The 12,062-nt window shown below is 34.1% G+C and carries 14 protein-coding genes and 1 pseudogene; 2 read left to right on the forward strand and 13 right to left on the reverse strand.

Translation table 11 applies throughout. From position 1 onward, the window contains the following. The first annotated feature begins 431 nt into the window (after nucleotides 1-431). On the forward strand, nucleotides 432-764 hold the full coding sequence (locus HWV59_RS15520; protein WP_235991838.1) for a hypothetical protein: 333 nt from the start codon (nucleotides 432-434) through the stop codon (nucleotides 762-764). 103 nt (nucleotides 765-867) lie between these two features. Here HWV59_RS15520 and HWV59_RS15525 read toward each other — a convergent pair whose 3' ends face one another. Further along, nucleotides 868-1,182 (reverse strand): hypothetical protein, encoded by a 315-nt coding sequence (locus tag HWV59_RS15525; RefSeq protein ID WP_102232609.1) that lies wholly within the window; start codon nucleotides 1,180-1,182, stop codon nucleotides 868-870. 24 nt (nucleotides 1,183-1,206) lie between these two features. Next, nucleotides 1,207-1,833 carry an NUDIX hydrolase gene (locus HWV59_RS15530; RefSeq protein WP_175639412.1) on the reverse strand — a complete coding sequence of 209 codons (627 nt, stop codon included), beginning with the start codon at nucleotides 1,831-1,833 and terminating at the stop codon, nucleotides 1,207-1,209. A gap of 270 nt (nucleotides 1,834-2,103) precedes the next feature. Between HWV59_RS15530 and HWV59_RS15535 the strand changes: the two genes are divergently transcribed. Continuing rightward, nucleotides 2,104-2,388 carry a transporter gene (locus tag HWV59_RS15535; RefSeq protein WP_175639413.1) on the forward strand — a complete coding sequence of 95 codons (285 nt, stop codon included), beginning with the start codon at nucleotides 2,104-2,106 and terminating at the stop codon, nucleotides 2,386-2,388. Nucleotides 2,389-2,459: 71 nt separating this feature from the next. On the opposite strand, the gene HWV59_RS15540 is transcribed toward HWV59_RS15535, so the two are convergent. From HWV59_RS15540 to HWV59_RS15590, 11 genes and pseudogenes are all read right to left on the reverse strand, one after another. Beyond that, nucleotides 2,460-2,918, reverse strand: a complete 459-nt coding sequence (locus HWV59_RS15540; protein ID WP_175639414.1) for a DinB family protein — start codon at nucleotides 2,916-2,918, stop codon at nucleotides 2,460-2,462. 270 nt (nucleotides 2,919-3,188) lie between these two features. Next, nucleotides 3,189-3,791: a response regulator transcription factor gene (locus tag HWV59_RS15545; protein ID WP_102232612.1), complete on the reverse strand. Its 603-nt coding sequence runs from the start codon at nucleotides 3,789-3,791 to the stop codon at nucleotides 3,189-3,191. Next, nucleotides 3,788-4,924, reverse strand: a complete 1,137-nt coding sequence (locus HWV59_RS15550) for a sensor histidine kinase (protein WP_175639415.1) — start codon at nucleotides 4,922-4,924, stop codon at nucleotides 3,788-3,790. Before HWV59_RS15550 ends, HWV59_RS15545 begins: the two co-directional genes overlap by 4 nt. Before the next feature lie 7 nt (nucleotides 4,925-4,931). Continuing rightward, nucleotides 4,932-5,672: an ABC transporter permease gene (locus tag HWV59_RS15555; protein WP_175639416.1), complete on the reverse strand. Its 741-nt coding sequence runs from the start codon at nucleotides 5,670-5,672 to the stop codon at nucleotides 4,932-4,934. Next, complete coding sequence (locus HWV59_RS15560) at nucleotides 5,673-6,572, reverse strand: ABC transporter ATP-binding protein (RefSeq protein WP_175639417.1); 900 nt, start codon at nucleotides 6,570-6,572, stop codon at nucleotides 5,673-5,675. A 228-nt stretch (nucleotides 6,573-6,800) separates the two neighbouring features. Next, on the reverse strand, nucleotides 6,801-7,313 hold the full coding sequence (locus tag HWV59_RS15565; protein WP_175639418.1) for a GrpB family protein: 513 nt from the start codon (nucleotides 7,311-7,313) through the stop codon (nucleotides 6,801-6,803). Between the two features lie 104 nt (nucleotides 7,314-7,417). Then, nucleotides 7,418-7,626, reverse strand: a pseudogene (locus tag HWV59_RS15570) (hypothetical protein). Between the two features lie 180 nt (nucleotides 7,627-7,806). Beyond that, nucleotides 7,807-8,673, reverse strand: coding sequence for an alpha/beta fold hydrolase (locus HWV59_RS15575; RefSeq protein WP_102232618.1), 867 nt, complete (start codon nucleotides 8,671-8,673; stop codon nucleotides 7,807-7,809). Nucleotides 8,674-8,939: 266 nt separating this feature from the next. After that, the gene (locus HWV59_RS15580; RefSeq protein WP_175639419.1) at nucleotides 8,940-10,172 is read right to left on the reverse strand and encodes an ATP-grasp domain-containing protein; all 1,233 of its coding nucleotides are present in this window, start codon (nucleotides 10,170-10,172) and stop codon (nucleotides 8,940-8,942) included. Nucleotides 10,173-10,458: 286 nt separating this feature from the next. Next, entirely contained in the window at nucleotides 10,459-11,034 is a 576-nt protein-coding gene (locus HWV59_RS15585) for a GNAT family N-acetyltransferase (protein WP_175639420.1), read from the reverse strand. A gap of 180 nt (nucleotides 11,035-11,214) precedes the next feature. Beyond that, a complete protein-coding gene (locus tag HWV59_RS15590) occupies nucleotides 11,215-11,919 on the reverse strand; it encodes a class I SAM-dependent methyltransferase (protein WP_175639421.1) in 705 nt (234 codons plus the stop codon). Between the last annotated feature and the right edge of the window lie 143 nt (nucleotides 11,920-12,062).

Raw genomic sequence — 12,062 nt, forward strand, 5'->3', positions numbered from 1 at the left:
TTTGACTATATAATTTATTAACCAATGTTGTTTCCTCCTGCCAGTAATGATAATCATTTTCAATGATAATTTCAAAGTGTTAACATGTCAATATAATAGTAGAAATTTTCATAAAATTTGAGAGTTTATTTACTCTATTTCTCTTTTCCAGACAATTTTGTCTATTTATACTTTACTTTACTAAATTTAATGGTTACTGACGAATAAATGGTTAGATTTAAGGATTATTTCACGATAATTATTTAAATTGGATTAATTTTTAGGCATACTAATTAACAAAAACTAACAACGAATCTGTTGGGAAAATGATGAGGGATTCCAAGAAAAGTTACTTATGATACCTTAGTATTGACTGATTTTAGTATTTATTAATTCAAGTTACTTTGTAATTAATGATAACCTTAACAAAGGAGTGAAAGACTTTGACATTAGTGAACATTGAAGTAGCCTTAACTATTTATGTTGTATTTATGGTGTTTTCCTTGATCATGAGTTATATTTTCGGCTCAAAAATGATTAAAAAAACCGGTTTATTTGGTCCAATAACTATTATTTCTAGTATACTTACTTTGCTATTAGGAGTTTTTGCGATAGTGGGTTGGTTTCTCTATTCGTGGCGTGTAAATGAATTTATGTTTTTTGGAGGATTAGTATTAGGAATCGTTATGTTGGTCATAAGCGAGGCAATTTTAATTATCATGTTATTTATAAGACGAAAATCAATGTTAAACACTTACAACTCTTATATACATCCAAACAATTGATATTGCGACAGTACATGCACCTTGGAAACTCCTTTAATAAAAGAACACTAATAAAACATAGTATAAAATAAATAAAACTCGTCATGTGACGAGTTTTTCACTTCTAGTTTACTGTTCTATTACGATAAACAATTAACGTCAATGCATTTAATAGTAAGGTAATAACAAGAAGAAAAGCTCCAATGGACACAACTGCACCAGTTGTGTCCATAAGTGCACTCCAGTCCTCAATCTTTACAAGATGATAGTTGTAAAACATCTTGAAACATAGTGAAACCGCACAGGCACTCAAACTTATAATAGAAAGCACAATCCAATTCTTTTGCTCATAATTTTTTTCTCGCATTAGATTCACTTCAGGAAGTGTCCAGGCTATGAGTCCAAGCAAGAGGCTGCCAACATTAAGCAAACCAATCAAATGTAGTCCTCCTTTTTACTATTTTCATTTAATTTGTTCTTGTATTCTCTGAATTATTTCTTTGTAAAAAGAAACCTCATGTGGCACAAATTGATCTCTGTTTACATGTGCTTTAATCTCAACTTTTTTACCATCATTATTTATTTCAAATCCAAAGATTTCAACTTCATTTCTTTCACCAAACCAAAGTTGGGAAAATTTTGTGAATTCTACTCTTACAATCCCAGCAACCTCTTCTGCCTGAAGAGTGAAATCATCGAATTCTTCTTCGTTTTTATACAAAAAAACATTTGCTAATTCTTTATCAATAAATTCGTTTTTCACAACACAATACTTTAATTCACCTAGCGGTATTAAATCATCAAAATTGACATCAATGCCAATTTCTTCTTTAATTTCCCTTACCCCATCCTCAACTGTTTCATCAGCCAATAAATGTCCGGCAGCCGTTATATCGAATAGATTAGGATAATCTTTTTTCTTTTTACTGCGGAGTTGTAAATAAATATAATGGATTCCTTTATCATTTTGGACAAACCAGCAATGAAACGCTTCATGCCAAAACCCAAGTTTATGCACATCACTTCGGGTAGCGACTCCTATTTGATTTCGCTGATCATCATAAATCTTTAATTTTTCTTGCTCTCCCATTGTTTTCTCCTACCTATTTTTGTTTCATTTTAACATATAGTTCCATTTTTTAGTCTGCTTTGAAAAAAGTCTACGTAGAATTAACAACGAATTTTACTTCCCCTGATGAAGAAATTGTTTCACTGATTAATATTGGATTCATGGATTTTAGTAAAAGTACAATACTTCACAAGCTGGATAATTATTCATCTTTTTCACCCTAATTTTTAACTCTTTAATACTATTCAGCATATTATGTTGGGTAATGATCTTAAGAGGGAGTGAAAATAAATGGCATTCTTTCAACCTTATAGTACGGTGAGACAACAACCACAATCCCCTCCACCTCCTTACGTTCCACCGAAACCGTTTCCTTCACACTATATAGTCGATTGCTTATATAACTACACTTATGTCTGGTTAGTAAATGGTGAGGGATTCTGGTTTTACCCGACTTACCTGCAATACGGAGAAGTTGCAGGATATAGGTGGAACGGTACATTCTGGACGTTCTATGGCTTTGATGAAAGATTCATTGAAACGGTTGCTTGTTACCCAATCCCAACTTTGTACTAAAAACAATAGCCTCTTGTGGGACTATAACCACAGGGCTTTTTTATCTTTCATTGACCATAACTATAAATCTATCAACCCTTTCTCGCAAACGTAATAAAGTCTATAGGAACAGTCTCAAAACCAGCTGCTCTAAGTTGTAAGTTAATTTGACCTCGGTGATGCTGTCCATGAAGAGCAACATGAGTTAAAATATCGATAAGTGGAGTTTGAAATTCTTCTTTTTTACTATTTTTGTAGATGATTACTTGATCAAGGTCTACTTCTGTTAATGCCGATAGTAATTCAGAAAAGCCATTTTCATTACGTTTAACAAGGATTTCAACTTCTTCTATTTCAAGTTCAGCCCATATTGGATATTGCGAGCTATCTCTTCCTTGAATTCTGCTTAACCATACTCTTTCCGCACAAAGGATATGAGAAAATAAACGTCTAGCATTGTGATTGTCTACAGCTTCCATCGTTTTTAAAGCTTCTAAAATTTTCTGATTAGCCCAATGTAAATGATCATACATTCTTTTTATTGTTTTCAAAAGAACTTATCCCCCTTTTATACAATTTTAAATTATTGATATTATCTTTCATTATATGCAGCTGCTCTAAGATGATAAGTTGTAATCTTTTTCAATTTAGATGAAATCAACAGTTTTTTCTTATAATCGATAATAAGGAATAAATTTAAAACCACCAACGAGATGAACACATTCTTATTTTTTAAGACAGCTCATTTTTCATTGTTAATAAATTCATTTCTTAGCTCCTTTTTTATTATGTAAATTTTATTTAAATCTATTTTGTAACGACTAAATCCAACCTTTTTCCTTCGCCACCGTCACAGCTTCGGTTCGGTTTTTCACTTCGAGTTTATTGATGATTTCAGACATATAGTTTCGTACAGTTCCTGCTGATAAATATAATTCTGATGAAATCTCTTTTGAGGTCTTTCCTTCTGAAGCCAATAACAATACATCCTTTTCCCGATCGGTAAGTGGGTTATTATTCTTTATACTTCCAAATATCAGTTCTGGGGCAAATTCGCGTTTCCCTTTCATTACACTTCGAATTGATTCAGCGAGCTCATCAATGGAACCGTCTTTCAGCATGTAACCATGTACACCAATTTTTACTGCTTGTTCAAAATAACCCGGTCGGGCAAATGTAGTTAAAATGATCACCTTGCATGATAATAAACGTTTTTTTACCTCTTCTGCTACATCAAGGCCGCTCATAAAAGGCATCTCTATATCCATTAAACAAACATCTGGTTGAAGGGAGAGTATCATTTTTAATGCTTCTTTGCCATTAGATGCTTCTCCCACAATTTCGATATCGTCTTCAAAATTCAGTAAAGAGCCCAATGCCCCCCTTAACATTCCTTGGTCTTCTGCAATCATTACTTTAATCAAGAACCAACACCAGCTTTCTTTTCCTTTACAATGATGGGTACAGTGATAATTAATTTTGTTCCTTTGTGTGAAATGATTTTCATAAATCCTTCTATTAATCTTAAACGTTCATTTATTCCCTTTAATCCGTTACCATCCTCATTTGTTTCATCAAGTCCTTTGCCGTCATCTAAGACAGATAATTCAATTTCGCCATCTCTTTTCACCAGCTGAACGAAACAGTTTTTTGCATGACTGTGTTTGACCACATTTGTTACTCCTTCTTTCAGACACATGCTGAGAATATTTTGAGTGAGCAAAGGAACTTCTTCGAGCTTTGAATCACCTTTAAATTGAAATGAGACCCCTGCTGCCTGTAAAAGGATTTCAGTCTCAATCAGTTCCTCTGCCACAGTAATAGCTCTCATATCAGATACTAATTCTCTTACTTGCTTTAATGCAGAACGAGAAGTTCTTTCAATCTCTTTTGTCTCCAACTTGGCTTTTTCAGCATCTTTACTGATTAATTTATGGACCAGCTGGCTTTTCAATGTAATGAGTGATAATGTATGCCCTAAATTATCATGGAGATCTCTCGCGATGCGCATCCTCTCATCCCGTTTGACCAATTCTTTGATTTGTTCATTTGCTTCATCCAGCTTTTTTTCCAACTCCATCCGACTGCTCATTGATCTGATGCCAAATGGAGAGATGAACATAATGACAATAAAAACCCCATAATAAAAAACATTTGCTAATTCAAGTGTTTTCCATTGAACAATTAAAGGAAAAATAATAGCAAACGCAAACAAACCCAACGCTCTGTAAAAGGTCTTCTTATCCTTATACCATCCAATAAAATGAGCCGCAAAAAAACCTAAAAAAATATTATAGAGATTATAAAAGATTGCTAGAAAGATAATGATTACAACCTGTATTACAAGCCAATACGTATACGATTTCTTATCAAAGGAGTTATAGAGCTGCCGATATGTTACGAGGAACAATAACAGCAACCCTATTCCAGCCATTTGTTTCCAACCTTTTTCAATTGCTACATAATAGGAAGGCATGACAAGATAAATTAAGAATACAAATGGAAAGAATCCATATCTATCTGGAAAAACCTTAAACCCCTTCAATTTATTTCTCATTTTTAGCTTACACCGCCGCTTCTTGTTTTCTCCTTATATACCCTGATATTACCACGAATAGGATAAGATACCCAATTAAAAGAATAAAATTAGACCAATCTGGACTTTCACTACGAACAATTTGCCATGCACCATTTCCAAAATGATAAGACGGAAGCCATTCTCCAATTGCCTGGACAAATTTCGGCATAATCTCAAGCGGCATCCACATTCCTCCTGCAAGAGCAAGAATCATATACACCATATTCGATACCCCTGCAGCAGTGTCTACCCTCTTCATCATTCCTACCAATGTTCCTAATGCAAGAAATGGCAAAGAACCAAACAATAACCATAACCCACACATCAACCACTCCAAAGCTGTCAGAGATACCCCATTAATAATGGCTCCTGCTGTGAAAATAATGACAATGGACAGAATATGAATCATCGTTTGCGCGACCATTTTCGCAAAGAAATAAACGTGATCTGATAAAGGAGTAATTCTCATAAAAGTAGACCATCCTTGGGCTCTTTCTTCAACTAGACGGATACCGAGTGTCATAATAGCAGAGCCCATCAAACTAAAGGCAGTCATTGACATTAAATAATGTGCCTGCCATAGTTGTTCATCCTCCATTGCCGAGTTAAAGATTCTTGTAAACAAAATGTAAAAGGCAATAGGCATGAACAACGACCAAAACACATAATAGGGATTTCGCAAAATCCTCAATATTTCAATCTTGCATTGCATCAAAAGTCCATTCATTTAAACAACCTCCCTTTTTTCCAATACTTGTTCAAACGCATCTTCTAGACGTCCCTGTTCAATTCCAATGTTTCTTATAGGTAGGTTCTTAACGATTATGGCTTTAAGCACATCATCAGGCTGCTCTGTTAAGACAAACACCCGTCCATCCTTTTCATACACCTCTGTAACAAAAGGTATGCAGGTTAATTCATCTTGTCGAATGGTTGGATCAGCTGCAAAAGATATTGCTTGTTTTGTGAGCTTACTCTTGATATCGTTCGGGGTTCCATCACCGACAATGTTTCCTTCGTTAAATAGAATTACTCGTTCAGCCACATCATCTGCTTCTTGAAGGTAGTGAGTTGTGAAAAGTATCGTTTTTCCTCGCTGTTTTAACTCCTTTATGGTATTCCAAAACACCTTTCTTGAGGTGACATCCAAGCCTACCGTTGGCTCGTCAAAAAATAATACATCCGGATTACCTGCCATAGCAAGGGCAAAACCAAGACGCCTCTTCTGCCCACCAGAAAGCTTATTTGCCCGTTTTTGTAGTTCACTTTGACTAAAGCCGGTAAAAGCAACTAGCTCTTCGAAGGACAAAGGCTTTGGATAATAACTTCGAAAAAGCTGAATTACTTCTCGAACCTTTAAAGCATCAATAACACTTACCTCTTGAAGCATCGCTCCGATTTTCTCACGAACGAATTTGTCCTTCGGTTGTTTATTAAATAACTGGATGCTTCCCTCGCTAGGCTCCATAAGACCAAGCATGATATTCATTGTAGTTGTCTTCCCTGCTCCATTAGGTCCAAGAATGGCAACAATTTCTCCTTTATGGATAGAAAATGTTATCCCATCAACAGCTGTTTTATTTTTAAATACCTTCTTTATGTTCTTTAGCTCAATTACAGCTTCCATTTGTGACACCTCCATTATTTATAATTTAAGTTTACAATGGAGGGTGAAATCGAGTTAGTAGATTATGTCATGATGTGAGGTGACATTTGTCATGTATAACGGAAAAAAGGATGAAGGCGAAAAGTTTACCCCCAAAAAAACACTCACAAACAGTAAATAATTGTTTATGAGTGTATAGAAATTAATTAGTTGGAGCAAGAGCTAACCCTGTAAATTAGATTGATTGTTTTATTTATTTACATTAAACCAATTTAGCGCTTCCTGCTCCATTTCCTTTACAAATGCTTTTTTAGCTGGACTGTATTCACTTGTGTTTTCGAATTGTTGAGTCAAACTTTCTTTAAAGGAGCTGTACCTTTCAACCTCTTCTGGATGAGAACGGAGGTAATCTCGAAAGACTAGGTGTCGTTCTATGTGAGGATTTTCTTCTTGATAAAAATGAATATGATGAGTTCTGTTTTCCCCGCCTTTACGAAATAGCCTTCTGCCATTTATGCCCCATTCCCCTGCAACATCATAGCCTAGAGATTCCATTTTCTCGTTAAATAAATCAATTTTTTCAATGTTTTTAACGATGCACATCATATCTATCACCGGTTTTGCTTTCATTCCTGGAACTGCTGTACTCCCAAAATGTTCAATTGTAATAATTTCATTTATAAATATTCTTTTTAGCAATTGAGCCTCAATTTGAAACATTTGTATCCAATCCTCACTATATTCTGCAAGCCTCACTTTCATCTGTATTCCCCCTTTTGTAGAACCTGGATTTATTCAAGTCATTTCTACCTATTATATAAAAAGTGCCAGTTTCTAAAAAATAGAAATTGGCACTTTGTTCAGATTTAACGCGACGCTTTTGGCGGTGACACTCGTCACATTTTCGTTGATTATTATTTTTGAATTTCGTGAATGTTTTTTCAAACTCGTTTCCACATCCACATTTTAATTGTAACTTTTGAGAAAAACCGTGATATTCCGTTGTTAACAACTTTGTTTCCGAATTGCTCTCAATAAATTCTTTGATTTTACTGATTGTCCATCGTTTATTCATCTCTTACACCTCCCTATAGGCGGAGGCATTTATTACTTGGCATCCGTTCTATTATAAGCGTATTCGTTAATTCCCTAACCTTATCATTATATCATTTGTTTAAAAATATAGAAATGACTTCTATAGTATGCACAATTTGTATTAACTAACTAAATAATGACACTAACAAAAATCAATGTTTCATTGTATTTTATAAGATGTTAAGAACTCAATTAGCTTTTTATCTGTTTCTTCTCCTGATTTACCTAACCAAATTAAATGTCCCCATGTGTCCAATAAAGTCATTTTTGAAAAAGGAATCTTTTCATGAGCGAAATAGGGATGTTCTAATGGTACTGATCCGTCATGTTTGCTATGCAATATTAGAGTGGGACAATTTATGGCTTGTAAAATTTCTGTCGACGCTTCATTTACTTGTACCACATCAATCATAAAACCATTTCCAGATCGTTGGCGATTATTCATTTTCCTTATCGCATCTATATCTGTCATGTCTATTTTATCTATTGCTTCTTTAAAGGTAAGTGTACTAAATGATGGAAACATTTGTTTAAATATAAATTGAGGAAAAGCATTATTAATCATAGAAATGAGTTTCCACGTGAATTTTTCCGTTTTAGGACGGAATATGATATTGGCAACTTTGTATTCTTTGTCTGCTGGAGTAAGCCATTCCTTTGTAACTGCTGATTGTAAAATAAGAGTATGTGCGTATTCAGGGTATGTTGCAGCAAAATATATTCCTGTCGGCCCCCCTGCAGAGATTGCTAGAATATGAACTTTTTTTATGTTTAAATAGTCTAATAGTTTCCTATAAAACTTACACGCTATTAAAAGGCTTTCTCCGATTTCTTTCGATGTTGCTCCATAGCCTGGTCTAGAAGGAGTAATTAGTGAGAATCCCTTCTCTATTAATGCTTTATACCCAAATTCTTCATAACAGTTTGAGTGTCCACCATGAAATACGAGTATGGGAACTCCTTTGCCAATGATAGAATATTCAATTGTTAACCCATCTACAGTATATGCCTCTATTCTTCTTTCCATTTGTCCGATCTCCCGGTTTCTATGACATCAATTTGAATATACTACTATCATCTTAATCCATAAAATATGTTTTTTCCATAAAATGTTAACATGTAATTCCTATTTATTACACTAATTAAGAGTTAAATAAGTACATGGCATACTACTTTTGAAAAGCATTTAGCAGTTTTAGTTGAAAGATGATAACTCATACCATAAAAAAGGCTGCTGCATAGACCTTAGCCTCTTGCAGCAACCCCATTTTCTATTACCTATCTCTATTCTCATTATTCTTTTAAACAAAACCCAGCTTTATTCATCTCCTCAATCACATCCTCGACTTCTTCTGCAGAATGTCCGATTACCAAACCAATCACCTTTGTTACTTGAGGGTTTTCCGGAAAATAACTAGGATCTAATACACTTAAAGGAATAAACTGAGTCTTGTCCAAGAATTTTTCGGCTGCCTGAATAGCACCATTAAAATTGTCTTTCCAGTCGAAGTTACATAGACGGACACATTTTGTTCCAAATCTTTCACGAATATCGTTATATAGTAGCAGTCCGCTTGTTGATGCGTTAAAACGGACATTTAAATCAATAAAGTAGTAATTTCCATTGTATAGTAAGACGTCAAAGCCGGCTACACCGACGTATCCTTTATCAGCTATATTTCCCATCACTTCATAACCTGTTTTCACGATATCAGCTATACTGTCATCAATTTCAGTAGTAATCCAACTACCACAGAAGTTGCCTCCATCTGTTACGAGTTGCTCTGATTGACCTAAAAAGTTGATTACACCATTTTTGTCTGCCATATAATGAACGGAAATGTTTTTCTCGTAAGGAATTTGCTCCTCAACAATGATTGATGTTAAATCCCCAAAGCTTTCAGTTATTTCTTCAAGTTGTTTTTCATCCTTGATAAGTAGAACACCATATCCACCTGAAGTTGGACGACCATCACCTGTCTTTAAAACAAATGGCAGTTGCGGTTTTTCGTCTAAAATTTGTTCCAAGCTCATCATTTTTCGCTTCGGTATATGTTCAGCCGGAACAAGCTTAGGAATATTTCGCTTATCACAAAGATAGGCTAACACGTCAGGACCAACACGATAAAGTTCCCTTGCCACCTTATCTTCAGGATGTGGATATTGAAAAATAACTTTTTTCTGTTGTTTTGATAATAGTTGAAGTGTATTGATATATTCTTCTTCATTTCCATACATATAAATCTTTGGCGGCAATTGTAGACCTGCTTTTTTAAGTAAGTCTAAAGCCGGTTTTGTTGCACATGCCGCATGACATACAACCGGTGTGTTTCCTACGGCACCTAACTCTCTCCCTGTTAAAGCATTTAAGCTTAATAAATCTCCTGAAAAATGTTCATAATCTTCAGCATATAATTTAGGATTAAAGATGATGTCTTCCCCATAAATGTCTTGAATGGAATATTCCGGACGAAAATCCAACTGATGATTTTGTGTTAACGATAATTTTTTAGCTGCTTCTCCCATTAAAAAAACCTCCCTATAATCCTTGTTTTGGTAAAATAATATTTTAAAACTTTCATTTCAGCATTCTAGTAATCTTGATTATTTCTATACCCTCTTAATTCACGAAAAGGACAATCCTTAAACCTAATTTTTTTTATTTTTCTACTATTTTTTTATTAATAAAAGAAAAACAACTATTGAAATTGTTATTGTAATAAACAAAAAAGGAACCGTTACACAAAGGAATGACGATCCCTTTATAACGGTTCCCTTTTTAATAATACCTAAAAATAAACAAGCCCGAAAATCAGCATGAACAAATTTTCTCTTTTACTGCTTCCCATTCACTTTCTATAATGCTATAGAATACCGAATTTCTATAAGAACCATCTTTTCGAATCATGTGGTTTCTTAAGATTCCTTCTCTTGTTGCACCAATTCCCTCAATAGCTCTTTGAGATCTATTGTTTTGTTCATCTGTTTTAAATTGAACGCGAATCATTCCAAGTCTCTCAAAGCAATACCTTAATAATAGATATTTACACTCTTTATTTATCCCTGTTCCCCATACAGTTGGACATAACCAGGTCCATCCTATCTCTAGTGTTTTGTTTACAGGAGATATTGTTAGAAAACGGGTACTTCCAATTATTTTATTCGTTTCTTTATGTATAATGACAAAAGGAATTTCCATACCATTCTCTTTATTATAGAGAGCTGATTCTACAAAACTTTTCATTTCTTCAAACGTTGTGATTTCTCTAGGTAAATGAATCCATATTTTACGATCACAACTTATTTCGTACAACCCTTGTATGTGATCTTCCCTCATAGGAATGATGTTAACTTGTTCGCCTTCTAATAATTCAAGTTTCATATTCATTTAGCAACCTCCCTTTTCTTAATTCTATCACTCTACTCATCAAATGTTAAAAAATGTAATACGAACACCATTAAAGATAAAACGTGGCATCAATTAATATGAAACATATATAAGCTTTTCACCCGATTTTTAACAAGAGGAAAGTAAAAAAGATCAACGCATACACGTTGATCTTTTTTACTACCCTTTTATTATTTTTAACATCGATTTAGCATTTTTCTGAAATTCATACCGTACTTTCACTTCTTCAACTGTATACCTATTATCGGTCAGATAGCTTATTAATTTATCCAAATGCTTATATCTATTACCCTCTAAATCAACTAAAGGGTATATACGAACTTCCTCTTTCGTTACTCTCAATAATTCATTGAGCGTTTCAATGTGAAACTGATATTCTAATCTATCCGCATACATAAATAGAAAATGTGCAGAGAGAACAAGATCAAATTCTTCGTTTTTAAATGGTAGAGATGGTAGAGTAACAGGAATGTATCTTTCACTGAAATTCCTCATATCATTGGTGCAATCTTGTAAGGCATTTAAACGCTTTTCTCTAAGACCTTCTATATCCTTGAAATAATCCCACTTATAATTACTTTGGACTTTTTGCATGTGCTCCATCGCATGTTCAATATCTTGGAGCCCTTTATTTTTTAAGTCTTCAACCGGGTGATCATATGCAATATCACAAGCTGTTACATCTAAACCTAATTTGTTACCAACAGCAGTAAACGAACAAGCTCCTGCTGGACAATCGAGTATTTTCTTTCCATACAGCTCTTTCTCTGAAAGCGAGAGCATATCCAAATACTCGTCATAGGTTCTTCCAATAAAAACAATTCGATCTAAATCTAACTTTGTACTCCGCTCAACTATACTCAACTTAGCTCACCTCTTATAAAAGATTAAATCCATTTTATCAAAATTAATTGGTAATGTTAACCTTTTTTAAAACTTCTAACAAAAAAAGACGTCTTTCCATCATTCTGAAAGACGCTCCGAAGGCGAGGATCAATATTGATTTA

The organism is Metabacillus schmidteae, from assembly GCF_903166545.1.
Lineage (GTDB): Bacteria > Bacillota > Bacilli > Bacillales > Bacillaceae > Metabacillus > Metabacillus schmidteae.

Coding starts and splice junctions, on each gene's coding strand:
- HWV59_RS15530 (WP_175639412.1), bottom strand. CDS start 1,833: ATGGGAGAGCAAGAAAAATTAAAGATTTATGATGATCAGCGAAATCAA.
- HWV59_RS15555 (WP_175639416.1), bottom strand. CDS start 5,672: ATGAATGGACTTTTGATGCAATGCAAGATTGAAATATTGAGGATTTTG.
- HWV59_RS15535 (WP_175639413.1), top strand. CDS start 2,104: ATGGCATTCTTTCAACCTTATAGTACGGTGAGACAACAACCACAATCC.
- HWV59_RS15575 (WP_102232618.1), bottom strand. CDS start 8,673: ATGGAAAGAAGAATAGAGGCATATACTGTAGATGGGTTAACAATTGAA.
- HWV59_RS15550 (WP_175639415.1), bottom strand. CDS start 4,924: ATGAGAAATAAATTGAAGGGGTTTAAGGTTTTTCCAGATAGATATGGA.
- HWV59_RS15580 (WP_175639419.1), bottom strand. CDS start 10,172: ATGGGAGAAGCAGCTAAAAAATTATCGTTAACACAAAATCATCAGTTG.
- HWV59_RS15565 (WP_175639418.1), bottom strand. CDS start 7,313: ATGAAAGTGAGGCTTGCAGAATATAGTGAGGATTGGATACAAATGTTT.
- HWV59_RS15585 (WP_175639420.1), bottom strand. CDS start 11,034: ATGAATATGAAACTTGAATTATTAGAAGGCGAACAAGTTAACATCATT.
- HWV59_RS15560 (WP_175639417.1), bottom strand. CDS start 6,572: ATGGAAGCTGTAATTGAGCTAAAGAACATAAAGAAGGTATTTAAAAAT.